The organism is Marinomonas foliarum (assembly GCF_003337275.1).
Taxonomy (GTDB): Bacteria; Pseudomonadota; Gammaproteobacteria; order Pseudomonadales; family Marinomonadaceae; genus Marinomonas; species Marinomonas foliarum.
In genome coordinates, this window is the sequence record NZ_QPJQ01000012.1 from 1 (window position 1) to 26034 (window position 26034).

General features: G+C 43.3%; 18 protein-coding genes. 7 read left to right on the top strand and 11 right to left on the bottom strand.

Translation table 11 applies throughout. The features are described from left to right. Window positions 1-68 precede the first annotated feature (68 nt). Both DFP77_RS08100 and DFP77_RS08105 read left to right on the top strand, forming a co-directional pair. A complete protein-coding gene (locus DFP77_RS08100) occupies window positions 69-641 on the top strand; it encodes a TRAP transporter small permease (RefSeq protein ID WP_258861088.1) in 573 nt (190 codons plus the stop codon). Continuing rightward, complete coding sequence (locus DFP77_RS08105) at window positions 638-1897, top strand: TRAP transporter large permease (protein ID WP_114411786.1); 1260 nt, start codon at window positions 638-640, stop codon at window positions 1895-1897. Before DFP77_RS08100 ends, DFP77_RS08105 begins: the two co-directional genes overlap by 4 nt. 269 nt (window positions 1898-2166) lie before the next feature. Here the strand turns inward: DFP77_RS08105 and DFP77_RS08110 are convergent, their stop codons facing one another. The 4 genes from DFP77_RS08110 to DFP77_RS08125 all read right to left on the bottom strand — a co-directional run bounded on the left by DFP77_RS08110 (window position 2167) and on the right by DFP77_RS08125 (window position 9519). Beyond that, window positions 2167-5376 carry an efflux RND transporter permease subunit gene (locus tag DFP77_RS08110; RefSeq protein ID WP_114411787.1) on the bottom strand — a complete coding sequence of 1070 codons (3210 nt, stop codon included), beginning with the start codon at window positions 5374-5376 and terminating at the stop codon, window positions 2167-2169. After that, the gene (locus tag DFP77_RS08115; protein ID WP_114411788.1) at window positions 5373-6557 is read right to left on the bottom strand and encodes an efflux RND transporter periplasmic adaptor subunit; all 1185 of its coding nucleotides are present in this window, start codon (window positions 6555-6557) and stop codon (window positions 5373-5375) included. The genes DFP77_RS08110 and DFP77_RS08115 overlap by 4 nt, the downstream gene beginning before the upstream one ends. Next, window positions 6557-7933, bottom strand: a complete 1377-nt coding sequence (locus DFP77_RS08120; RefSeq protein ID WP_114411789.1) for a TolC family protein — start codon at window positions 7931-7933, stop codon at window positions 6557-6559. The genes DFP77_RS08115 and DFP77_RS08120 overlap by 1 nt, the downstream gene beginning before the upstream one ends. Before the next feature lie 137 nt (window positions 7934-8070). After that, window positions 8071-9519 (bottom strand): aminotransferase-like domain-containing protein, encoded by a 1449-nt coding sequence (locus DFP77_RS08125; RefSeq protein WP_114411790.1) that lies wholly within the window; start codon window positions 9517-9519, stop codon window positions 8071-8073. A gap of 248 nt (window positions 9520-9767) precedes the next feature. On the opposite strand from DFP77_RS08125, the gene DFP77_RS08130 reads away from it, so the two are divergent. The 4 genes from DFP77_RS08130 to DFP77_RS08145 all read left to right on the top strand — a co-directional run bounded on the left by DFP77_RS08130 (window position 9768) and on the right by DFP77_RS08145 (window position 11436). Beyond that, window positions 9768-9974, top strand: a complete 207-nt coding sequence (locus DFP77_RS08130) for a YjiS-like domain-containing protein (RefSeq protein WP_114411791.1) — start codon at window positions 9768-9770, stop codon at window positions 9972-9974. After that, window positions 9971-10591, top strand: a complete 621-nt coding sequence (locus DFP77_RS08135) for a LysE family translocator (RefSeq protein WP_114411792.1) — start codon at window positions 9971-9973, stop codon at window positions 10589-10591. Before DFP77_RS08130 ends, DFP77_RS08135 begins: the two co-directional genes overlap by 4 nt. A 33-nt stretch (window positions 10592-10624) precedes the next feature. Then, the gene (locus DFP77_RS08140; protein WP_114411793.1) at window positions 10625-10951 is read left to right on the top strand and encodes a GIY-YIG nuclease family protein; all 327 of its coding nucleotides are present in this window, start codon (window positions 10625-10627) and stop codon (window positions 10949-10951) included. Between the two features lie 86 nt (window positions 10952-11037). Beyond that, complete coding sequence (locus tag DFP77_RS08145) at window positions 11038-11436, top strand: VOC family protein (RefSeq protein ID WP_114411794.1); 399 nt, start codon at window positions 11038-11040, stop codon at window positions 11434-11436. Here DFP77_RS08145 and DFP77_RS08150 read toward each other — a convergent pair. The 4 genes from DFP77_RS08150 to DFP77_RS08170 all read right to left on the bottom strand — a co-directional run bounded on the left by DFP77_RS08150 (window position 11411) and on the right by DFP77_RS08170 (window position 16626). Next, window positions 11411-13390: a RecQ family ATP-dependent DNA helicase gene (locus DFP77_RS08150; protein ID WP_114411795.1), complete on the bottom strand. Its 1980-nt coding sequence runs from the start codon at window positions 13388-13390 to the stop codon at window positions 11411-11413. The two genes, DFP77_RS08145 and DFP77_RS08150, sit on opposite strands and share 26 nt — an antisense overlap. Next, the gene (locus DFP77_RS08155) at window positions 13387-14391 is read right to left on the bottom strand and encodes a serine/threonine protein kinase (RefSeq protein ID WP_114411796.1); all 1005 of its coding nucleotides are present in this window, start codon (window positions 14389-14391) and stop codon (window positions 13387-13389) included. The genes DFP77_RS08150 and DFP77_RS08155 overlap by 4 nt, the downstream gene beginning before the upstream one ends. Before the next feature lie 185 nt (window positions 14392-14576). Continuing rightward, window positions 14577-15824, bottom strand: a complete 1248-nt coding sequence (locus DFP77_RS08165; protein WP_258861089.1) for a response regulator — start codon at window positions 15822-15824, stop codon at window positions 14577-14579. Between the two features lie 151 nt (window positions 15825-15975). Continuing rightward, a complete protein-coding gene (locus DFP77_RS08170) occupies window positions 15976-16626 on the bottom strand; it encodes a 2OG-Fe dioxygenase family protein (RefSeq protein ID WP_114411798.1) in 651 nt (216 codons plus the stop codon). Window positions 16627-16848: 222 nt separating this feature from the next. On the opposite strand from DFP77_RS08170, the gene DFP77_RS08175 reads away from it, so the two are divergent. Continuing rightward, window positions 16849-18420, top strand: coding sequence for a methyl-accepting chemotaxis protein (locus DFP77_RS08175; protein ID WP_114411799.1), 1572 nt, complete (start codon window positions 16849-16851; stop codon window positions 18418-18420). A gap of 45 nt (window positions 18421-18465) precedes the next feature. Here the strand turns inward: DFP77_RS08175 and glgX are convergent, their stop codons facing one another. Genes glgX through DFP77_RS08190 form a run of 3 tightly spaced genes read right to left on the bottom strand, consistent with a single transcriptional unit; the run spans window position 18466 to window position 25899 of the window. After that, entirely contained in the window at window positions 18466-20505 is a 2040-nt protein-coding gene (gene glgX / locus DFP77_RS08180) for a glycogen debranching protein GlgX (RefSeq protein ID WP_114411800.1), read from the bottom strand. Window positions 20506-20551: 46 nt separating this feature from the next. Next, window positions 20552-22747, bottom strand: a complete 2196-nt coding sequence (glgB, locus tag DFP77_RS08185) for a 1,4-alpha-glucan branching protein GlgB (protein WP_114411801.1) — start codon at window positions 22745-22747, stop codon at window positions 20552-20554. A gap of 26 nt (window positions 22748-22773) precedes the next feature. After that, window positions 22774-25899 (bottom strand): phosphorylase b kinase regulatory subunit alpha/beta, encoded by a 3126-nt coding sequence (locus tag DFP77_RS08190; protein WP_114411802.1) that lies wholly within the window; start codon window positions 25897-25899, stop codon window positions 22774-22776. Window positions 25900-26034: the final 135 nt, after the last annotated feature.

Genomic DNA, 26034 nt, shown 5'->3' on the forward strand with positions numbered 1-26034 from the left:
CTGCTTTATCTGTGGTAAGAAGAAGTGTATCAACTTCAGCAGTTGGCTTCTTCTACACCTGATTTGCAGTGTCGCACTTATTATCTGAATTTAGGCTGATTAGAGTTTCAGACACTCTAGTTCGGGTTGAAGGCTTTTTCGCGGCAATTTTGGCTGCCATTGTGACCTTACTGATATTGTTAAATATTTTTAGTAGAACGTTAGGGATGGCCTTGTATTGGGTTGATGAAATGGCGATATATGCCATGGTGTGGATGTGTTTTATCAGCACTTCAATGATTCTTAAAAAACGTCAAAGTGTTGCGGTGACTATCCTAAGTGAATACCTGGGAAAAACGAATCGCCAAAGGTTAGAGAAATTCAGTGATGTGATGGTATTGGTGTTTGCGCTACTCATGTTAGTGCTTTGTTTTAAATGGTATGACCCGATTAATGTCATTGCTGCAAATTTCGATCTGCAAAGCTTTCAGGCAAATACCTTTAATTTTATATACGCAGAAAAAACCAACACACTTGAGCTAAAGAAATTTTGGATCTGGTTAGTAATACCGATATTTTCTTTATCCCTCACAGTGCATGCCTTAAATAATCTCATTCATGGCTTAGAACCTACTAATGATGAATCAGGAGACAGGGTGTGACGTTATCTGTATTTTTTATATTATTGTTTTTGTCCGTGCCCATTGCTTTAGTGCTCGCGCTAACAGCACTTTGGTATATCTACGACTCAGGTAATTTAGTGCTACTAGATTCCTATCCACAACAGATGTTTAGTGCGATTGAAAGCTACGGTTTACTGGCAATTCCTTTGTTCATGTTAGCTGGTGAGTTAATGAATGAAGGCGGACTAACATCCCGTTTAATTAACTTAGCTCGTATTTTTGTTGGCGGGTTTAGAGGTGGACTTGCTTATATAAGCCTGGTCAGTAACATGATGATGGCTGCGATAATGGGGTCTGCCGTATCACAGATTGCGATCATGTCCCGAGCGATGGTGCCAGCGATGGAAAGAGAGGGCTATGACAAACCCTATGCGGCGGCAATAACGGCAGCAGGCGGCTTACTGTCTCCCATCATACCGCCGTCTATGCTTTTCGTTCTTTTTGGCGTGTTGGCTCAAGTACCGATTGCCGAGATGTTTATTGCCGGTATTGTACCCGGATTGATTTTGTCATTCATGTTCTGCCTAGTTATAAGCATTATGGGAATCATCTATGAATACCCCAAAGGTGAGTGGCCTAATAAAAAACAAGCATTAAATTATTTATTGATGGGCATTCCAGCGGGCATGATTCCTATCATCATTGTGCTTGGTATCTTTTTAGGACTGGCAACACCAACGGAGTCTGCAGCACTAGCGTCTTTAAGTGCATTACTGATTGGCAAGTATGTATATAAAGATCTTAAGTACTCACAGCTTTTTGATATTCTCAAGCGCACGGCGATGAACTCCGGTATGGTCTTAGTACTGATTGCTGCAGCGGGCGTATTTGGTTGGGTTATTATTTTTGAACAAGTACCTCAGCAACTGGCCACTTGGATAGCGAGCAAAACGAACGACCCATTTATGTTTCTATTGATGATTGTCGCTATGCTGCTATTGGTCGGAATGGTGATAGATGGCGTTGCAGCTTTGATATTAGTTGTCCCGATTTTACTGCCGATTGCGCAAACACAATATGGAATAGATGCTTATCAATTTGGCGTAGTAGTGTGCCTAACACTGGTATTGGGGCTATTAACACCACCCGTGGGGGCTGGATTATTTGTCTCTTCAGCCATGACTGGTGTGCCTCCAATGAAAGTGTTTATGTCTTTGCTGCCATTTTTGTTTGTTGTGATATTGACGATTATCTTACTAAGTTGGAAGCCTTATTTGGTTACCGTATTTTTATAGACCTTGTCTGGTTTTTTTAATGAATCACGTTCAGGCGTTAATTTTTGAACTGTTGGATTCGTGTGATTCATTGCCCCCTTAAAACTTTGCAGGAGCGACGATATTTATTTAAATGGCAAACGTTGAGCTACTCGTTTATAAAACTTGTTGTACGCTGATGCACCTTTGACTAGCAAAAGTACTCTAAGAGAGTCTGCTGCGCTTGCCAATAAATGGCACAGAAAAGCCAAGAGACCGTTGAATAAATCAGGTCTCTTGGCCTGTTTGTCCTACTCGCCTTCGTTAGCTGGTTCCAACGCATCCGCAGCCTTATTTTTTAATCGATAAATGAGCAGATGAATATCTTCTTTGATCATCAATAAAACTGGGATCAAAATCAGTGTAATGACAGTGGCAAACATTATGCCGTAAGCGAGAGAAACTGCGGCAGGAATCAGCATCTGTGCTTGCCTTGAGGTTTCCCACAGAATGGGGATCAAGCCAGCAAAAGTGGTAAAAGATGTCAGCAATACTGCGCGCAAGCGGCTTCGACAGGCAAGGCTAATGGCTTTTTTAACGTGACTCGTTTCGTAGCGTAGGTCGTTGAATCGCGACACTAATAATAGACTATCATTTACCACAACACCGCTTAGCGCAAGTATGCCATTCAGAGAAAAAATCCCCAGAGCTAAGTTGTTCATCCAGTGGCCTAACAAGGCACCAATTATCCCAAATGGAATCGCCATCATAATGATAAGTGGCTGCGAGTAAGATTTTAATGGTATCGCCAATAGCCCATATATAATTAAAAGTGCGATAAGGAACATTTCAGACATAGATGATTGTGTTTTTTCTCTTTGCTCTGCTTCACCAGAGAAAAAGATAGAAACACCGGCAAACTGACGCTTCATCTGTGGCACCACGGCACTTCGCAAGTACTCAACTACTTCAGTTGATGACATGGTGTCTTTATCGACTTCGGCAGATAAATACAAAGAGCGTTTACCATCAATGCGAATAATACGTGTTTCAGCATCTTGTTGAGACAATGTGGCGACAGCAGAAAGAGGAACCCGCGTACCGTCATCCAAAACAATCTTGGTATTCATGACCGCAGCGGGGGATTCTTTTTGGTCGTTGGGATAACCAAGGCGAACCTCTACCTCTGAGTTATCTCGCTGGTATTTTTGTACGACTTGACCATCAAAATTCCGTGCTACTTGAGTGGCGAGGCCACTGGTGGATAAACCTAATAAGCGCCCTTGATCTGTCAGATTTAAAATTAGCCTAGATTCGGTAGGGGTGTTGTTTTGCTCAATCCCAGTGACAGCAGGAAGAGTGGCTAACTGTTTTAATAATTCTTCCATAGCGCCATCTAGGACACTGGTATCATTGCCACGCAGCTCAATTTTCAATGCATCGACGGTTTCACGAGCGCTGCGAATACGGAGGTTTTTTACGCCTTCAGGCATGCCTGCAAACTGCTGCCATTTGCTAGCGAATTGCGCCGAAGTATAGGGTCTATTCTCGTCGAGTTCTATGCGAATGTTACCGGACTGATCATCGCTTGCGGTGACTTGGATGTTCTTGATAGCAACATCGCCCTTGGTTTCTTGGGCTTCTTTGCTTATTTCTGAGTTGCTTGGTTTTGTGTTTTTTGGCGTACTGCGTAAGGCAATGTCTGCTTGATAGGCTTTTTGCTCTAGTTCGAATAAGGTTTTGTTAGTCTGTCCATAGCTAACATCGTTGTACATGGTCAATGTACCGCGAACTGTATCTCCTGGAATTTGAGGGAAGAAGCTCATACGAATCGCGCCAGTAAATGGCATAGAAATGACCAATATAAAGACAGCTATAAAAAGCAGGCACACCGCGTATCTATAATTGAGCGCTAGTTCTATGGTTGGGCTATAAACACGATTACTGAACCATTGTAAGCCGGAATCTGCTCCATGTTGAACCATGGCCCATGCTCTAGATAGTGGATTGGTTTTAGTCGATTTTTGGGTGTTTATGTGGGCAAGGTGAGCAGGCAAAATAAGCTTGGATTCAATGACTGATAGGATTAAACAAATTGCCACCACGGTTGCGAACTGAGCATAGAGTTGGCCTAAACGACCTTCGATATTGGACAACGCCCAAAAAGCAGCAACGGTGGTGAAAACCCCAAAAAGTGTGGGCACCGCTACCATCATGGTGCCTTTAATCGTGTTGCCGATAGTGTCGCCTTCTTTGGAGCGAACGGTATACACGCTTTCCCCCACGACAACAGCATCATCGACGACTATGCCTAATGCCATGATAAAACCGAACGTTGTGAACATGTTTAAGGTTAGGCCGACATTCTCTGTTCCCATGAAAAATAGAGTACCGAAGAAAATAAAAGGCAGCCCCATAGCAACCCAAAATGCCACGGTAACATTTAGAAAAATTGCTAATAAAATGAATACTAGCAATACGCCGGTGACGGCGTTTCCTATCATTAAGTCAAGACGTTGATTAATGGATTCACTGCGATCATACCAAGTGCCAAGCGTTACATTGGCCGGTAATCGTCCGCTGTCTTCCCAATCCTGAATAACCGCCTTGGCACCGATAACCGAATTGGATATGTCGTTTTTTCCCGTGGTTAAAACCTGAATGCCTAAGCTGTTTTGACGGTTAAAACGCGATAATACGTATTCATCTTCATCGAAAGCATCGCGTATAGTGGCAATATCTCCTAATAATAGCTTCCCACCCGAGCTATTATATTGCACTGGAATACGAGCAAATTCGCTTTTCATGTAGGCTTGCTCGGAAGCGCTAATGGTGAGGTAGATTTCTTCATCACGTAGTGTGGCTACTTGGGCTGGTGATGATTCTGCATTGATGGCTGTCGCTATATCAGACAAAGTAAGCCCATAGGCTTCTAAGGCGTTCTTGTCGAGATCAATCATGATGGTTGGGTCTAACCAACCAGAAATAGACGTTGAGCTAATGTTCTCGTTCGCCAATAAATCCGATTCCAGCTCGTCAATCAGTTTTTGGAGCGTGCGACGATCCGCGTCACCATATAGTTGAATCCAAATAGCGTGCTCTTCTCGAGTCGCCTTACTGACAACAGCTGGATCCGCTTCATCAGGGAAGGATGAAATTTGGGCGACTTTGTCTTTTACATCGTCAAACAGTGTGTCGATGTCATAGCCATCTAGCATTTCTACAGTGGTGCTGGTGGCGCTGGCGGTGGAAGATGTGGTGATGTTTTTAATGCCAGATACACCTTGCAAGGCTGTTTCTAAGGGAATGGCGATGCCTTCTTCGTTTTCTTTTGCTGAGCCACTGTCGTTACTCACCGAAATAGCAATTCTGTTTGGCGTTAAGCTGGGAAAGGCCTCTTTATTGATGGAGCCCATGTTTAGAACGCCTAGGCTAATGACTAAAATGAGTAGTAAATTGGCAGCAACAGGGTTATTGGCAAACCATGGAATAATCCCTTTGGGTTGATCAATAGGAGTCATTGTTTCGCGCCTTTATTTACTGGTACGGTCAATGACTTGACGAGGGTGCCTTTTAAATAGCTGTTGTAGGGCTGAACAATCACTTGGTAAGCGTTGCTAAGCATATTGGTCGGAACTTGGATATAAACGTATTTTGAATCGACAAAACGTGGCGTGGTTTCAAAAGCGGCAAGACGACTGTTTTCGTCGATATACCAGATTTCACTTTTTTGGCTAAGTGCGGTGTTGGGTAATTTCCACAGGTTATCGAGTTGTTTTCCTTGAATAGAAACTTCAACAAACGCCCCTGGCAGTAAAATAGGTGTTTGGCTCAAAGGGTTATCAAGACTAACTAATAGGCTTCGCATCCGAGTGGTTTCATCAATATGTTGATTGACACTAAGAATCCTGCCTTGCCAAGAGTCTTGTTTATCCATACTTGAAATTTGTACGGGCCAGTTATTGTTTAACAGAGTTTGCATGTCGGGGAGTTTCATCCAATCGTTATTGGATAAGTCGATTTTTATGTCTGCTCGGTCGGTGCTGTAAAGCGTACCTATTTCACTGCCAGAACTAATGAATGAGCCAAGTGAAACTTCGCGAGCTACGACTAAGGCATTAAAGGGAGCAGTCAGTTTTGTGTGTTGCAGTTTAGATTTTGCATTGTTTAATTCGGCTTTTGCGGCATCAAGCTCAGTTTCTGCTGCAGCAAGTTGTGGCATTCTTAAAACGAGGTCAGAATCGGGGTCACCATTAAAGCCAGCGGCTTCCCATTCAGCTCTGGCTTGCTCGCCTTGACGCATTTCTTCTTTCAACGCCAGATTCGCGGCCGCTAGCGAATTTTCTGCGCTGGCAACATTGCTGTTTAGTTCCGTGTTTTGCAGTTGAGCTAACACATGGCCTTTACTAATGACTTGCCCTGCTTCAAATTGATTTGATAAGCGGGTGATTTCGCCGCTGACTTGACTGGTCATCATCAACGCATATCTTGGTTTTACGATGCCTGAAGCCTTAATAGTGGCAGCGTAGCTGTCTGCTTTGGCCGTGAGGGTGGTGATCTCAAGGGCTTGCTCTGGTGTGGCAGGTCTCGGTGTTTGTACTCTATTTTTTTGTGCATCCATGGCGCTGGTGACATACAGATACACGCCAGCAATCGCAGCGCCAGCTAATAATAACGTGATCCACTGTGAAAGATGTTTCATTAAGGTTTTACTCCAAGCCCGAGTGCGAGCCCTAAATCGACTCTATTTGATAGTTGCTGATAAATTAAGTTGTCTAACTGCGCTTCTAAATTAAATGCTGTGGTTTGGGCATTGATTAAATCACTTAGTTCAACTAAGCCTGAGCGGTATTTTTTTTCATACTGAGTTAAGTTCTTTTTGCCACTACTCAGGGCATCTTTTATGTGCAGTACTTGTTGCGCTAACACGCGTTCTTGCCCTAGGGTATTTTCAATTTCATTGACTGCGGTAAGCAGTGTTTCGCGGTAATCTTGATAAGCTTGAGCTGTTTCCAACTTAGCAATTTCTGCCGCGGCTTTAAGTTGCCCCCCCTGATAGAGTGGTTGGGTAATTTGAGCGAGTAAAGACCAAATGGGAGAGCCAAATAAAGCGGCACTGGGTGATGATGCTGTGTCACTTAATGTCGCGCTCAAGCTGATGCTAGGAAGCATGTCTTTATACGCTACCGAAGTGTTTAAATCAGCGGCTTCAATGGCCAGGTAGGCGGCTTTCAAGTCTGGACGACGCTGCAAATTCTGCTGTGGGAGTTCGCTTAGGCTCATTATAACGTTGGGATATTGTGAATTGGCTACAAAGCTTGGAAGGCTGCTTTCTCCCAAATACAGCTGCAAATTACGCTTTTCAATTGCAAGGTCTTCTTTGTATTCGGCTAAATCTGCTTTGGATTGGGAAGTAGAAGTGCGGGATTCATCCATTTCTTCTAGCGTGCCTAAGCCATTTCTAAAGCGTTTTAGGATCAGTTTTTCATTTGACTCTAATAAGGCTAAGCGTTTTTGTTCGATATTTATTGCATGCTGTTTGGCGGTAATTGAGAGCCAGGACTTAATAACATTCGCCACTAATGTATCGCGGCTGGCCTGATAGAGCGCTTCATCACTGGCGAGAGATTTTTCAGCAGCTTGCTCTGACTGAGCGAGCTTTTGCCATAAATCTACTTCCCAACTTATCCCTATGTTGGCTTTATATGAGGTGTCACTGCCTTCAGCTCTGTTGCCTGAAAAACCAGCTTCGACGCTAGGAAGTGAATTGCCTTGCTGGCTTTTTATACTCCATAAGCTGGCTTGTAAAGTGAGTTGGGTTTTCTGCAAACTTGGATTTGCCTCTAGTGCTTTGTTTATTAGCTCGTCGAGTTGTGTATCGGTTATCAAATCGGTCAAATAACTGGTTGGAGCGACGTTGTCCATTGATTGCCATTGAGAGCTTGTCGATTTGCTCACTGAGTCTAGTTCTTGCTGCGCTCTGTCAGCATAATCTTCACGTTGCTGTGAACTGCTACAGGCTGCTAATACCAAGCTGAGGCTTAGTATTGTGATGTTTAAGAAAGACCGTTTGAGCATTAAAGTTATCCTAGTGAAAAGGGACTAGTTGGTGTTGTATTTATACGCTAGTTTGATATATCCAGTGAATGCGTTTTAGGATTATGTCGTCTTTAAATTAATGCCTTAAGAGTATTTGCGTTTCTTTACATTGGATCTTATGTCAAAACAGAGATCTCTGATTCACTGCGTTTTATCCTACTGTCGAAACTACGCAAAATAGCCGCTAATGCCTTGATTGCCCATTCTCTTTTTTCCTGATTTTGCTCGCTGAAATTCAACCTAAAGCAGTTTCGATATTTGCCAGTTGCTGAAAATAACGGCCCTGGGGCAAAGCCCACACCTTCTTCGCGACAACGTTGGACTAATTTCATCGTATCGATACTTGGATGGAGTTCAACCCACAAAATAAAACTACCAACAGGGAAGCTGACTCTGGTGTCATTGGGGAGATGTATTTTGATTGCATTGAGCAAGTGGTCACGTTGTTGCTCGTAGTTATGTCTCATTTGACGTATGTGTTTGGCATACCCACCTAAGCGGATAAATTTTGCGATCGCTAGTTGCGGAAGTACAGGACACATAGAACTGCTGACGTATTTTATATGGGTGACTTTATCCCGATAGCGTCCAGGTGCAATCCAGCCGACGCGCATGCCTGGGGCAATACTTTTGGAAAAGGATGAACACAGTAAAACACGCCCGTCAGTATCAAAGGATTTGATCGTTTTTGGGCGAGGGAACTGATAAGAAATGTCGCCATAAATATCGTCTTCAATGATGGCAATATCGTAGCTTTGGGCTAGTCTATAGAGCTGTTCTTTTTTGTCTTCTGGCATTGTGTAACCCATTGGATTATTACAAGTTGGAGTTACAAAAATTGCCTTAATAGGCCATTGATCGAGTGCCAACTCTAGGGCTTCTAAACTAATGCCTGTTTCTGGGTGCGTTGGGATCTCCATCGCTTTAAGATTTGCCGCTTTGATCGCCTGCATGGAGCCGTAAAAGCTTGGTGATTCTATGGCAATAATATCGCCAGGTTGTGTGACAGCTCGTAGACAGACAGACAGCGCCTCTTGGCAGCCAGATGTGACAACAATATCGTCTGGGTGAAGTTGGCAGCCAGAGGCTACAGCAAGGCGGCAAAGTTGTACGCGCAGTTCCTCTGATCCTCGAACGTCCGCATAACCTAACCCCAGTTCCGGTTTCTGTTTTGTTAAGTCAGATAATGTTTTTAGCAAAGGTTTTAAGGTCGAGGCTTTCATATCTGGCATGGCGTGCTGCAGTTGTACGCCTTTGTTGCCGCTACGATTCATTAACATGTTGAGTACTTCTTCCCATTGGGAGACTTCCAAAGGGCGCTGAGGTGGTCGAGAAATACTGGGTAAATTGTCCTTTTTGGGCACGCAGACAAAGTAGCCAGACTTTGGACGTGCTTCCACTAACTGTTCTTGCTCAAGCTGTCGATACGCTTCTTGTACGGTAGAAATGCTGACGCCATGTTCTTGCGCCAATTGTCGTACCGAAGGTAATTTATCGCCAGACTTATAAAAGTCATGCTGTATGTGTTCGCGTAAGCGGGTCGCAAGCTTTTGATACAGGGTCATTGTCTTTCCTTTGAGGCTCTTTTTTGTCTTTTTAGCTGTGTCTGTATGGATTATATAAGGATAAATAGCCGTAGATTACCATACAGATTTGAGTTTATTTTGCCATACAGGTGGATTGAATGGAGATCTGTGTGTTTATTAAAGTGGTTTTCTGAGGCTGTATTGGTTTTCTCCCTTCTCTTAAAGTAGTTATTCATACACACAGCACTCATGAAACAAATCATGGTGCGATTTAGAAGGAGAAGGTTATGTTAATCGTTAGCTTATTTGTTTGTATTCAGCAAAGTGTCGAACGCTTTCAAACACGTAAAACACTTGCAAAACTCACTGCAGAGCAACTGAATGACATTGGCATGACCAAAGAACGTCAACAAGTAGAAGTGTCTCAGGCAACCGTTCTAAAGCTACTACGTGATATTGTTCTGTTGATGAAAAGCAACAGGAGGGCCCAATGATTGATTCCTCTTTTTTCTTGGCGCTTGCCATGTTTGCGTTTGTTACTTCTGTTACGCCAGGGCCTAATAACATAATGTTGCTGGCGTCTGGCGCGAACTTCGGTTTTCGTCGAACGCTCCCGCATATGTTTGGTATTGTATTGGGTGTAGCCTGCTTATTGCTTTCTACATTGTTGGGGTTAGGGGCATTGTTTACCTTATATCCTCCGCTTTACGGTGTGCTCAAATGGGTCGGCTGTGCGTATCTGTTGTGGTTGTCATGGAAAATAGGCAGTGCGCCGGTTGGGAGCCTAGAAAGTAAGCAAGAAGATAAAAAGCCTAAAGCGATACCAATGCGCTGGTGGCAAGCTTTGTTGTTCCAATATGTGAACCCTAAGGCTTGGATGATGGCAATTGGCTGTGTAAGCACCTTTGCCATAGCAGGTGATTTGTATGCTTTGTCCGGCTTTTGGATTATTGTTCTGTTTGCAGCAGTAGGTTTTCCGGCTATTTCTGTGTGGGCTTGGGCAGGTATAAAAATTCGCCAATGGCTGACAGATGGAAAACGGCAGCGATTATTTAATCTGACGATGGGCATAGCGACAGCATCAACACTGTTTTTAATTGTTGGTAGTTAATTGTGGGTTATTAAGTGCTGAAAAGGGATTAAGGTGATAGAAAATCAAGAGCAGAAAGCGTCTTTGAGAGAATCTCAATGGAGTCTTTATATGATAAAGACTCGTTTAAACACGCTTTATACTGGTATCAGTACCGATGTGGAGCGTCGCTTTAAAGAGCATTCTGGCAGCAGTAAACGTGCTGCTCGGTATCTTCGAGGAAAGGGGCCGCTAGAATTAGTTTGGTCCCAGTCCGTAGGTTCTAAGAGCGAGGCATTGATTCTAGAATGTCGAGTCAAAAAGCTGAATCGCCGGCAAAAATTAAGTCTAATTGATGGTGGTATCGAGCTTGCTGCTTTGCAGCCAAAAACAGATGAATAAAGCGTGTTTTCTTAGCTTGTTTTTCTAAGGGATCATTCGTAGCATGTTATGTCATTTGTAGTGCTTTCATAGGGAGGCAAGGGACTATGATTAGTCACATTGACCACATAGTATTAACCGTTGCAGATATAGATAGAGCGGTCGCTTTTTACGAATCCGTGCTTAAGCTTGAGTCATTCACCTTCGCCAATGGCAGAAAGGCTGTGCGTTTTGGTCAGCAAAAAATTAATTTTCAAGTGCTCGGTCAAGAGCTAAGAAATCATGCAATGGAAGGTGCTGGTGATGTGTGCCTTATAACAAGCTGGACGTTGGAAGAGGTGGTTGCTCATCTAAAAGCCAATAAGGTCATGATTCTTGAAGGCCCTGTGTCTAAATCCGGTGCACAAGGGCCAATCCAGTCTGTTTATTTTAACGATCTAGATAACAATCTGATTGAAGTTAGTGTCTATGAAGAGCCACTTAGCGATGATCAAGAAGCTGAGTAACCGCCTCTAGAACCGATGAATAACTCCTTTCCTCATAAATGCCAAATCCACTTAGTTGGCGAGCTTTCATCTTAGTAAAAATAGGTTGTGTTAATCCTGTTAGAAAACGAGTGATTAACACAGCAGTAATCTGTGTCGTTGGACTTTTGCTACTAAGTTGTTGGGCAAATTCTCTGGCGTATTCTGCGATATCACTTTGCCAAGCGGTTGAGTCTTGCTCATCCGTTGGTTGTGCAAACACCAGAACCTTTCCTCTGCAAACCGAACAATGGCCGCAGTGCTCGGGTGAATGCTGATCACCAAAGTATCGAGCCAAATTGTTATTCAAACAGCGATCTAGTTGGAAAAAGCGAATCATGGTGGCGATTCGCTCTACTTCCGTGTTTTGTTTTTCATCAACATATTGATGCAACTGGTTAGCCAAAGTCTGGTGATGAAAATGCTCTGTATGCACTTCATAGACGTCAGTTAAGCCTTTACTTTCTAGAGTAAGGACGTTGTTATCTGCCGCAAATTCTAATATTTCTAGTACATCGCCTCGAGATAATCCCGCTTCGTTAAATAGCTTGTCAAAATCAGGTGTGCCCCAGATTTTTTTATATTGAACCCCTTTCAATAATGCTTGGTAGGCGGCTTGCCATTCATCGGGAATACGGTTAGCAAACGCGGTTCGATCGCCTTCCCATTTTAGTCGGACGTCAGAGTAATAGGTGTATTTTGCAGTAAGGACATTGAGCAGCTCTAGCTGTACCAATAGTGTTTTTAATGGCAAAGCTCTGATGTTGGTCTGCATAGATAAACTATAAGACTGAGTTTCCCATAGTGAGTTCACATCATTGTATGAAGACGTGGGTTGGGTGGTCTGTTCTGTAATACTGCTGAGCAGTTTGTCTATGTCTTGTGGTTCTGGTGTATCTCCATAGACAAAGTTTTCGAGTGTACTTAGGCCTTCAAGACTGGCGAGTAGTGCGCAGCGGCTAGGCTGGCGATCTCGACCAGCACGGCCAATTTCTTGGCTGTAGTTTTCAATGGATTTTGGTAAATCAAAATGCACAACGAGCCGGATATCCGCTTTGTCTATGCCCATACCAAACGCGATGGTTGCGACAATGATGCGAGTTCTGTCAGCCATAAAATCGGCTTGAATAATGCGTCGCGTATCACTGTCTAACCCTGCATGATAAGCCGTGGCAGAGTAACCGCTGGCTTGTAAATGGCGAGCTACATCTTCTGCCGTTTTCTGTTGGGTCACATAAACTATCCCTGCGCCTTGGGTATCGTCGATTAGGTTTTTTAAGGTATCAAGCTTATTGCTTCTTTGGATAGGAATTAGATCGATATCTAAATTTGGACGGTAGAACCCCGTTTGCACTATGTGTTCCGGTCGGATGGCAAATTTTTGTGCCATATCTCGTTGAACTCGACGTGTTGCGGTTGCGGTCAATAAAAGCACCAGAGGAATCGCTAGCTCTTGTTGGTAAGAGGGCAGCTTTAGATAATCCGGTCTAAAGTTATGACCCCATTCAGAAATACAGTGTGCTTCATCAACAACCAACATAGAAATAGGGATATGTTTAATAAAGCGGCGAAAACGCTCATTCTTAAAGCGTTCCACAGAGATCATTAAAATTTTAATCGATCCGTCTTGAACGCCGGACATGACAGCCTGGCTTTCGTCTTTGTTTTGGCTGGAATCTAAACAGGCAGCATTGATACCTTTTGATGTTAGAAAAGCCAATTGATCATGCATTAGGGCAATTAATGGTGAGATAACCAAGGTTAAGTTAGGTAGTTGTGTCGCTGTAAATTGGTAGCATAAGGATTTACCTGATCCTGTCGGAAAAACCGCCAGAGAAGAGTGCCCAGATAGGAGCTGCTCTATTGTTTGCTGTTGTCCCTCACGGAACTCACCAAAGCCAAAAAGTGAATGTAGGTTTTGTTCTAGAGAGATCATCGAGAAATTTGCCCCCATTCTAATTCGCAACTTTTTAATTCGTTTAAATGATTTATCCAATACTCTTCAGAACCAAACCATGAAAACGCTTTGACGAATGCCGGATCATGCCAGCGGCTCTGTAGCCAGGCAGCATAGCTGATTACACGTACACTTTTAAAGACATCAATCAAATCCAATTCGCGCGTTTCAAAAGGTAGATAAGATTCATAACCTTCAATTATTTCGCTTAACTGCTGTCTGGGGTTTTCAGTTTGCGTGATGTGTAGCCAGAGGTCTTGTACTGCAACGCCATTTTGGCAATCATCAAAATCCAATAGGTGAAATTGTCCTTCATGAAGCATGAGGTTGCTGCGGTGGCTGTCGCCATGTATTGGCCTAAGCTGAGTTGGCCAATATGTTTGGATTCTGGCCTCGCTTAATTCTCTTAGTTTGGCTATTTGTTTTATATACAGGGGCTTAAGCTTTTCAGGTAACTGCAGCGCTTTTGGTAAAGGGGCTTTGAGAAGCGTGTTGCCTGTTAAAATTTGATTGGTTGCTGCATCCATTTGAGCTAGCGGAGAAACGTTTATTCGCTCTAGAAATGGCCTTGTTGATAGCGTTTGATGTAGTTGTCCAATCAGTTCGCCAAGTTGGTATAGCTGATCTAGATTGTCTGCTTCAGGGTGTTGTCCAACCAATCTTGGGTATAAGCAAAAATGCATGTCATTATGTTGAAATAAGCTGGCACCATTAAACTCTAGTGGCGCCACTACTGGAACACCGGCCGCTTTCAGTTTGAGTAGGGTTTGGTGTTCTTCCTGAATTTGTGCTTCGTTCCATCGTTCAGGCCGATAAAATTTTGCAATGACGGGGGAGCTATCTTCGATACCAATTTGGTAGACGCGGTTCTCGTAACTATTTAGTGGGTAAATGCGCGAATCACTCCACAAGCCAGTGGATTCCACTGCATCTAAAATGGCATCCGGAACAAGAGTCGAGAAAGAATGGGTTGCCGTCATAAAGGAGTACTCTAATGCTAAAAAAAGAAATGTCGATGACCATAACGATGTGCTCGAATTATAGCAAGCCGAGGCGTTTTTTTAGCGTGTGTTTTTGTGCATTTGAAAGTGCTGAGGCGTGGTTGTTGATAAGGAAAACGATAGAGATCAAAAAGCGTTTATTCCTTTTTGATCTCTTGTGGAAATTAAGCGATGCCTAGTTTTCTTTGTAAGGTTAACTCTTGTTCTCGTGTGATTGATGAGGCTTTTCCTGACGCGATGAGTTGCTTCCATTGCTTCCAAGATTTAATAGCATCTTCTCGACGCGAACGGTGTAGGTACTGCTGAACTTCTACACGGAAAGAGTTCGTAACGGCAGTTGGGTTGTCTTTCCCTAACTGTCGTAACCTTGTCAAAGAGCGCTTTAGCTTCTCTGCTATTTGCGGATCTTGAGCGTCATTTTCCTGGATCGCAATAAGGCATTTTAAATGTTCATAATAGTATTCTATTTTTTCATGCTGAGTGTTTCTTGTTGAACGAATGACTCGTGAATAAGCTTGTTCAGCCGTTTTCCATTCTTTTATTTTAATGCTCAGCTTTCCAAGGCGTTTGGTTCTTGCCAGGGATCTAGGTGATACTTCTAGGCTTTTTGCCATGGCTTTCTGGGCCCCTTGGAAGTCTCTTAATTCTTCATGAGCATCAGCAAGGTTATCGTAAGCGGGTAGAAAGTGACGACTAATATTAATGGCTTTTTCTAGGTTCTCTATCGCAGACATTGGCTGCTGTAAACTTAAGTCACATTGGGCAACACCAAAGTACGCCCAAGAAAGCTCTTTGTTCTCCTTGAGCACTCCCATGTAGTGTATTTTGGCTGCTTTATAGTCTGTTCTAGAAAGTAGCGATTCCCCAATTGCCTTTAGGCATAAATTGCGATATTGGGGATATTTGTTCATGATGGTTTTGGCTTCTTTTTCCATCTTTTCATAATTGTCGTTGTTTCGACTTTCATACACAGACGAAAAGATGCTCTTTTGTTTCTTTATCCGGTCTAGTCTTCGATGCAACGTTGATGGCGTGAAGGGCTTCACCATATAGCTGTCAGGTCTGTGTTCTAGGGCACTCGACACGCTATCATAACCTGTGTCTGCGGTTATCATTATGAAAATATTGGAATGGCTGAGCAGATTGTTTTTTCTAGATATTTCTAACACTTGTTGACCGTTAATTTGCCCACCAAGGTTGTAATCAGAAAGAATAATATCAAAGCTTTTCGCTTCCATGCGTTTAAGCGCGCTTTGTCCAGAGGCTTCAAGTTCTATGTTTGTATAGCCTAAAGAAAGCATCATAGATTTCAGCATTAGGCGCATTTCGTTCATGTCTTCAATAATTAAGACGGTCTTCTTGCTGACATCTTCTTTGACCGCTTTAGTATTTTTTGTTGGTGTACTTGTCACAGATTAACTTTCCCTAGTTTGAGTGCTTACAAAACAACGTGAATATTTACAAAAAATTACAATCGGTGTTTTATATCACGTTTTATGGGAGCTACAAAGTACTTTTAGTTCAGTAATTTGGAAAATTAAGGGTCTTAAACCTGTTCATTATTTAATGCACTATATTTGCTGTGAGAACAAAAATATCCATATACCCCAATTCGCCATTAATTGGTTGAATAGCTTGAGCGCTATGGAAAAATTTACGGTCGTTCAGGACTACAAATTCGCCATGATCAAAGCTATGACTTATCAATGCTGGGCTGTTTTTCTTTAGGTGAACATTGATGTTTCCACCTTTAATGTTGTGGCGCTGCATGACGTAAATACCAATTCTGTCAAAGCCATCTTGGTGAATGCCTTCGGGGGCAACTTCTGCGCTTTTATGGTCGGCAAAAATACGTAACTGGTGAACCTCAATTGGCGTACTATCGGAAACACTGGCCATTTTCTGAAAATAGTGAAACAACTCAATAAATGCAGGATCGACTACGGTCTTGTCGTCTATCTCTTCATATTGACGCACAACATTGCCCTGAAAGTGATTAATACTTTCATCTTGGACAAACGCTTGTGCAGGAAGGCGCTGTAGAGAACCTTTTTCAACGGTAAAGCGTGAATAACGACGTAGGCGAAACTCGCCATCTGCGTATGGATTGGGTGGTAACCGTTCAAAAGAAGGAGTGAGGTGGTTAACGCTATCAGGGCTAAGCTGCCCAAGCTCAAGATAAAAAGGCTCAGTAATGGATTTATTAGTCATCATAGTGTTGTCCTCATTACAGTCGTTGGCAGATCGTGCGCAACGTTATTATTGTAAGACCGCTTTGTGGGCGACTTTTTAAGTTTAGCTCTAACGTGCGAAAAGGGTAGCTATTTATGCTGAATTTTAGGCTACGACTTTAGTCTTATGATCCTTGTTTTGTGTTGACCTTAATTTGCTGCCGTTAAACACTAGATAATATAAAAATTAGAATAAGGGAAGATAATGATTTATTTCCAATTTGGCGGAGCATTGGGGCTTTTGGTTCTGTTTGTTTTCGGCTATTCACAAGGCTCTATACCGCAAGACTTAGCTCTAGTTGGAATTATTTTATCCATTTTTGTGTTTGTCCCGAATCTTGTGCGTGGCCGTAAAATGTCTAATCGTCATGCTAATGAATCGGGCGAAGAGGTAAATACATCTGAGGTAGTATTTTCAGATATGAGCAAAAAAGTAACTCATGCCACCTCTAAAATGGCGATGGGAGCCGCTGAAGTTTCTTACTTTGTTGATACTTTAAGTAAAGACATCCATCTTACTAGCGATGACAGCGAACAGATCACACAAGCCGTAGTCACTCTTTCAGAAACCGGATTAACCTTATCAACCAATCTGGGGCAGCTGGCTGTCACCATGACTGAAACCGCTAAATCCAGCCATATAGCCCAAAATGCCTTGTCGCAAAGTGCCGAACAGATTCATGAGCTTACTGAAAAAGTACAAACAGCCAGTGAGCAGCTGGCTCTTTTAACTAAAAGCGCCGATGACATAGACAGTATCACAGCTGTTATAAAAGCGGTTTCAGAGCAAACCAATTTGTTGGCGCTTAACGCCGCAATTGAAGCTGCTCGGGCAGGCGAGCAAGGTCGAGGTTTCGCTGTTGTGGCAGATGAAGTACGAGCATTGGCGGGTAAAAGTGCCGATGCTTCAGAGCAAATATCACGATTATTGAGCGATGTTCGTCAAAATAGCCAATTAACAAACAATGAAATGTCTTCATTAAAAGAACTGACTGAATCATTATCTACAACGCTCTTAGGGGAAACTCAGCGCTTTATTTCGTTAACAGAAGAAGTACAGCATGCCTCTTTAGTGCTATCTGAAGTGGAAAGTGCAGGTGAAGAGTTGGGAGCGACCAGTACGCAAATTAATGGATCTATTTCCCGTATTAGTACCTCCTTGCATGATATTTCAGAACGCAGTGATCGATTATCTAAAGAAGCTTCAAGTTTAAGTAATGGCGCAGAAGTGGTTTTTCGGGAATTAGATAAAGTGGATCAATCTTTGTTTTTTTCCACATTGCTTAATGAAGCCAAAGCAGCAGCGCAAGCCATTGGCCGTCTATTTGAAGAGGCGATTGAAAAAGGTGAATTGACTCAGCAAGCCGTGTTTTCCAGAGATTATCAACCTATTAGTAATACGAACCCACAAAAGTACAGTACACCTTATGATGCATTTAGTGATCAGTTTTTCCCTACGGTGCAAGAGGCCTTATTAGAAAAATATCAGCACGTTATGTTTGCAGGAGCGGTGGATGTGAATGGCTATTTTCCAACTCATAATCAAAAGTTCAATCAGCCATTAACCGGTGATTATGAAAAAGATTTAGTGAACAACCGTTCTAAGCGTATTTTTAATGATGCGACTGGCAGTCGATGCGGCGCTCATACAGACAGCTTTTTGTTGCAAACCTATAAGCGAGATACTGGTGAAATTCTTCACGATCTCTCTGTTCCCATTTTTGTGAATGGTAAACACTGGGGTGGTTTTCGCATGGGCTTTAAGCCTGAACTTTGATCTTGACTGTTTCACGAAATCAACACTGTGTTCGCGTTAAGTCGTTTAAAATCGTCCGATAAACACACCACGATAGGCGCAATGGAGTTCGTTATCCACAATAGATAATCCTGGTGTTTGATAAAGCGTTTCAAGTTCAGTGCCTGAGTTAGGCAGTGGGACACTAAGTGGTGAGTCATCGTTATAGAAGGCGATCCAGAATGTATTCGAGTAATCAGAGGGCGTCAGTGTTAATGCAATAAAATGACGCTGTTCGTTAGCCCAGTTTTCGATCGTCATTGCCTCGCTCTGTTCGTTAAGCCAGTGAATCTTGTCTGCTGATGTATGCTGGTAAAGTGGGTCGTCTTCTAAGCGTATTTCCGCCAAGATTGGGTAGGTTTTGCGCAAGGTCATTAAGGTTGATATGGTGTCTTGAATCACTTTTCTAGCATCCGTTATTTCGCTGTTAGCGTCTTGCCAATGTTGCCAAGTGATCTCGTTATCTTGGCAATAAGCGTTGTTATTGCCTTGCTGCGTATGAGATAACTCATCACCACCCAAAATATGCGGAGTGCCTTGGCTCAACAATAATGTTGCCATATAGCAAAGCTGCTGATTTAGGCGTTTTTCTTGAATCTCTTTATCATCTGTTTCGCCTTCCGCGCCAAAGTTCTGGCTAATATTATCGCCATGGCCATCACGGTTTTCTTCCATATTGGCGAGGTTGTGACGGTGATGATAAGACACTAAATCTTTCATTGTATAGCCGTCATGGTAGGTGATGTAATTGACCGAATTAAGCGCGCTTTTTTGGCCTTTATGAAAGTAGTCTCTTGATCCCATTAGGCGAGTAGCGAATTCAGGAACGGAGCCACGGTCACCACGCCAAAAACGGCGAACAGAATCCCGATATTGATCGTTACATTCCAGAAAACCTCGTGGAAATTGCCCTACTTGATAGCCATTTGGACCAATATCCCAAGGTTCCATTACCAAGCTGGTTTCGCTTAAAACAGGGTCTTGCAGAATGGCTTGTAGCAAGGGGGCTTTTGCTGAAAATTCATGGTCAGTTCGGCCCAGGTCAACGCCTAGATCAAAGCGGAAACCATCCACACCCATTATCTCAACCCAATAACGCATACTGTCGCAAATCAAACGGATGCTTGTGGGGCTATAAGTATCAACACAATTGCCACAGCCGGTGTAATTCAGATATTGCCCGTCTTTATGTCGATAATACCGAGCATTGTCTAAACCGCGATAGCATACGCTAGATTGGTCAAGTTCGCTTTCCGCTGTGTGGTTGTAAACCACGTCTAAAATCACTTCAAAACCCGCTTGTCTAAGTCCGTCTATCATTTGTTGGAATTCAGTAATAGGGTCTTTTATTGCGTAACTGGGCTCCACTGCAAAAAAACTAATCGGGTTATATCCCCAATAATTGTTGAGCCCTAATTGCTGAAGGTGACGCTCTGTCATAAAGCTAAAGCACGGCATCAGCTGGATGGTGGTGATATTTAGCTTTTTTAAATGCTCAATACCAGCCGAGGAGATAACGCCTAAATAAGTCCCTTGTAGTTCGCTTTCAATCGGCAGGTTTTTGCTGAATCCTTTGACATGCAATTCATACAAGGCGCGGCTAGAAGGGGTGACATTGACGCGAGCAGGGCGCTCCGACAGAGGTTTGATATCTCGTACAATGGATTTAGGTACGCAATGGGCGGAATCGCTTTGGTGTACTTGGCCCTCTTTGGTGATCGCGGCTTGGTCTTCGTGCCAGATGAGCTTTGCGCTAAGCTCTTTCGCGTAAGGATCAATCAGTAGTTTTTGTTCATTGTATAGCAGCTGCTGTTCTGGTTTGAAGTCACCTTTGGCTCTTAGCCCATACTGTTGACCTTCCTTTAAACCAAGTACTTCCATGTGCCAAATACCTTTGTGCTTATTGATAAATGGTAGTGGTTCTTGTTCTTTGCCGTCTGGGGCAAATAAGCATAGGTACAGTTGATGAGCATCTTCAGACACAACAGCGAAATTAACGCCATGCTCAGTGACCGTTGCACCTAAAGGAAAAGAAGAGCCATTGGAAACTTGGTACGCTTGGTTCATGAAGACCTCTAGATGCTATTCGGGTTACGGTTGCTTAGTGTTGCTTTTAAGATTCGCCCAGCCATTTTAACAGTACACCAGAAAGTGGTGGTACTTGCAGCTCAATGCTTTGATTACGACCGTGGCTAACAGAAAACTCGGTGCTGTACTCTTTAATTTGAGCATAACCACTGCCAGTGTAGTGCGTATCATCAGTATCCATAATAACTTGATAGCGACCGGCTCTAGGAACGCCAATACGGTAGTTACCATGCGGGGTCGGGGTAAAGTTAATGATAGCAACAGTGTGCTCTTCACTGTCTTTTGCTTTACGAGCAAAGGCTAAAATACTGTTGGCACTGTCGTCGTAGCTGATCCACTCGAAACCATAGTGAGAGTGATCGTACTGTAGGCTTGGCTCATTTTGGTACAGGTGGTTCAAGTCTTTCGACAAGGATTGTTGGGCTTTATGAAAATCAATATCCAACAAGTGCCAATCCAAAGAGCGTTCATGGCTCCATTCTTGGCCTTGAGCGAATTCATTCCCCATAAAATTGAGCTTTTTGCCTGGGTGAAAATACATATAAGCCGAGAAAGCGCGCAAGTTGGCGAATTTTTGCCAAGCATCGCCGGGCATTTTTGCAATCATTGAACCTTTGCCATGGACGACTTCATCGTGAGAAATAGGCAAAACAAATTGTTCATCGTAGGCATAAACCATACTAAAGCTGAGTTCGCCTTGATGGTGTTGACGATAAATTGGGTCTCTTTTGATATAGGTAAGAGAGTCGTTCATCCAGCCCATATTCCATTTAAAGCCAAAACCTAGGCCATTCATGTAAGTAGGCTTAGAGACACCCGGAAACGCTGTGGATTCTTCAGCTACTGTAAAGCAGCGAGGATGATTTAAATACACGGTTTCATTTAAACGGCGTAAAAAATCAATGGCTTCGTAATTGTGGTTACCACCGTCTTTGTTTGGAATCCATTCGCCGTCTTCACGGGAATAGTCGAGATAGAGCATGGACGCAACGGCATCGACACGTAAGCCATCAATATGGAATTCCTCAAGCCAATACACAGCATTACTGATGAGATAATTTACTACATGGTCTTTGCCAAAATCGTAAATTAAAGAGTTCCATTCAGGGTGCCAGCCTTTTTTAGGGTCTGGGTATTCGTATTGTTTAGAGCCATCAAAGTTCGCTAAACCGTGGCTATCGGCAGGAAAATGAGCGGGAACCCAGTCCATAATCACACCGATATTGGCTTGGTGCAGCGCATCGACTAGGGCTTTAAAGTCTTCAGGTGTACCAAATCGAGAGGTAACCGCGTACAAACCGACGGGCTGATAGCCCCATGAACCATCGAATGGGTATTCAGTAATCGGTAAAAGCTCAACATGGGTGTAGCCCATTTCTTTAACATAAGGCACCAGCTGGTCTTTGATTTCAAGATACGTCAGTGGCTGATTGTCGTCACTGCGACGCCATGAACCAATGTGCAGCTCATAGATACTCATGGGTTTTTCGTAAATGTCTTCAATTTTACGGTTTACCCAAGCTTGATCTTGCCAAACGTGTTTATTATCAAAGCAAGTGACGCTGGCAAACGATGGGAACTGTTCGATGCGATGTGCATAAGGGTCACTACGATGTGGAAGAACGTCACCGTTTTTGGAGCGAATTTCGAATTTGTAGCGAGCGCCATGGTTCACATCAGGAATAAATAAGCGCCACACACCATCGCCATTACTCGACATTGGATGAATGCGACCATCCCAAGCATTAAAGTCCCCCACCACAGAGACTGAACGCGCTGCAGGAGCATAAACGGCAAAACGTGTTCCTTGGATAGTAATTTGGTCATTCACTTTAGCACCAGCACGAATAGCACCTTGGCTTTTGTATAAGCTGGCTTGATGGTGTTCTGGGTCTACAAAGGTGGTGTTAGGAAATTGATAAGGATCAACGAGGGTGTATACGCTGCCATCTTTGTAGGTAATTTCGAGACGATAATGAAAGCGTGTGGTGGTTTTTGGCCATTCAGCCAGAAAGAGGCCTTGATTATCGGTCTCGCTCATTTTGGTAAGCTCTTTGTCTGAATCGATAGCCAATACTCGTATAGAGGCGGCTTCTGGCTGCCAGACGATTAAAGATAAACCTTTCTTAGAAGGGGATTCTTGTAGTCCCAAACAGCCAAATGGATCTGAACATTGTGTGTTCAGCACATCATTTGTGAGGGCGTTTTTGATTAGATCCATTCACTTCTCCAGCAAGAGTGAGCCTATTAACTCGATGAGTGTTGGTGCTGATGACTGTGAAGTTTGCTCACTGCCCAACGCAAATATTGGTTTACTTTATTCGGTGTTATTTGTGCGAACTCATCTAGAGCCGCCTCGGCCCAGCTTTCTTCTGGATGCTCTGCTTGGTGTTGCTTAGCATGATCCAACGCGGCTTGGGATACGAGAACCGGTAAGTTTATTTCTTGCTCAAATTTACAATTTTTGTGTTGCTGGCAGAACCGTATGAAGGCATACAATCCTTCAAAAATAAGACTTTTATACCAGCTCGGATGAATATCTGATGTTAGTGTTTCTATCAGGAGGGCGAAGGTATCTTCACCAGGTGTCATCGAACTTAGGGCGCGCTTACAGTCTAATGCAGTGTTACTTTGCACATCACCAAAGACGATCGTATTAGCGTTACTTAGGCTTTCCCAGAGTTGCAACAACATAGATTCTGGTAATTTGGTAATCATACCTTGCTCTGAACGCCAGTCGAACCAATCCACATCTTTCATTTTACTCTGCGCATCGGTCGTATTGTGATAACGCATGGTATTTGCAACGTGTGCGAATTCGTCGTGCTTTTGTTGTAACACTTGTTTGAGTGCTTCGTAAAGCTCACTTGGGGAAACCTTTGATAAAGTGTCAAAAACAGGTGCATCATCTTCAGGGGCAAATTGTCGAGCGCAAAGCATCGCCAAGTTGTGAATACGAATTGTGCGCACCCCAGAGAAAAACTCAGGATGAACTTTAATCAAGGTACCTGCGATCGCCACCAATTCATGACAAATAACCAAGCCAATCGGGGATGATGAGACGCTTTTTAACATGTCCAAAATAACGTCTTGATGCAGCGGTGAACTGATGTCCAGCTCGGTTTCAGGCGTTTCTCCGATGACCAGTAAACGCTGTCGAACGGTAATATCCGCAATATACGTGGCCAAGTCAGTAGAGGGCTTTAGCACCAAAGAATACAAGCGTCGAGCTGAGTGCCAGTCTTCTGCAAGGAGCGCTTGGAAATAGACACTATTTAATACCTTATAGGCGGTAGCTGCAGGGTTTGAATTTGGTATCGTATTCATTAAGGCCCTGCGAGCACCTAACTCCATAAGACAATCGATCGCTTCTGCCATGCTTGGAGTGTCGATAAATCTGGCCAGCAGATTATCTGTTTCAGCTGTTTTTATCTCTGCAACATCGTAAGGTTTAGGTTTGTCTGATAATGGCCAAGGTGCACCATGAACCGGCAATTTTGCAGATAAGGATTGCTGGTTAGTGGCATTAATAATAATGGATCGACGGTTACCTGACTTAAACGCATTTTTAGCCGATTGTGGAATAACCCGGAACTCTTCATGCTCTCGCTTTTGTAACAAACGGATAAATTCAAACAGTTCATCGCTGCCTTGCATGTCACTCATGGCTTCGTCTATGAGTATGCTAAAAACCGCATTGGCTTGGTAATACCAGTGTTCGGCAATTATCTTAAGTTCGTTACGAATATGCGCTTGAAAAAGAGCTGGGTCCACTTTTCGGTAGTCTTTGTCTTCGTTCTGAATCCAAGACAAGCATAAATAGCTTTCGCCATCGATATTAAATGCCTGAGACGTGGCTAAGCTGTTTAATGCGCGATTTGGGCGACCGGTTAAGCCTAGCGCTTCAGAATCACCAAGGTGTTGGTAGGTTTCAACTAACTGATCTGCACTGATGGCCTTAAGCGGTGCAATATCATCCAGTGTTTGGCATAAACAACCCGCGTCCAGTAGCTTTTGTTTTACTTTGTCGTTTTGTGCCAATATCACCATGGAAGTGGTGACTTTGTTTGGTCTGTGCTGAACACGGTGTAATCCAAGTGGATCGAGGTCGTCAGTAGTGATGAGCTCTTCATCGAGCATTTTACCAACTAAAAATAAGCTTTGCGCCCAAACCAAAGGCAAGTTGTCGTTTGGCACGCGTTTTTGTGAGCCTGGTTTTTCTTTCTCCGCTAAAATATTTTCTTGCGGCACATAATACAGTTCAGGAAGCAGCATTTGGCCATCTTTCTCGACCATGAGAGACTCAAGTTTATGACGATAGAAGTTGGCGCTTTCCCAATCTCTGGCAAACAAACGATCAATATAAAGGTAAGTAAAGAATAGTGGCCATTCTGATTCGATGTGCTCGAAGTTAATCAGCTCATCGTATTCGTAGTAAATACGGCTTTGGTCCTCAAGCTCGGATTGGTGACCGTCTAACAAAAAACGCTTACAGCCATATTCGCCACCTAATTTATTGATGATTTCTTTACGTGTGCGGCGAGTTAGTTTTTCATCGTTTACCGCAAAGGCAGGGAAGCCAATGATACTAAGAATGGCGCTGTCGACTTCTTTTGAGCGAGACTCTTTCGGTAACAAGGATTGTAATACAGAGCCTGCACGAGCAACGGCGTCTGCAAAGGAATGGACTACCGCCCATTCCGGACCTTCTTCACCAAATAAATTTAGTCCATCCATTGCTTCCATGGCGGCTTTTGCCATACCAACCGAGCTAGCGTTTATTTCAGCTTTGCCATTGTTTACCTTATTTCCTCGTTCCCAGATACCGTAATCTGGAGTTCGATAAGTACGAGAAATATAATAAATGAGGTTTTGAATAAAGTTGAATTCATCTCGCGAAAATATGAGTTTGCTGCCAGCTGCGGTCATTTGCGCCAGCATTAGCAAATAAAAGCTGGTGGCATCAATTTGTAAATGCCCCCAAGCGTCATCTGCTACGGCTTCTAAACCAGTTTTTGTATCATACTTGGCATGTAAAGCATCTTTGGGATCAAGGCTGTGTTTGAATGCCTCTACTTTATGGGATTGACGCATCATGGCGAACAACAGGCCACGCATCATCTTTACGCAGGCAAATTCAAGCTCGTGCGCGCGCTTTTGAGGATTGGATGCGCGTTTATAGGCTAGGTGTAAAGCCCATACTGCCTGAATGCTGTAAACGTTATCTCGCACCCAAGCATCGGTATAGTTACCGTGATTATTAATACTGGTACTGGCTGGAAAAAGCCCTGTGACAGGATGCTGGCGGGACAAGATCACCGCTTGAATATGTTGATAAAGAGAATCTAGCTTATCTTGATTATCAGACGCCATGTTCGATCCTTTAAAAAACGTACCGTTAAAGACCTGTTGCCCAATCCAAACGTGATGAATGGAGTAGGTTTAAATCACTATACCCAAACTTAATAGGACTCACCAATAAGTTAAAGTAGTAAAGAGACTTCTTTC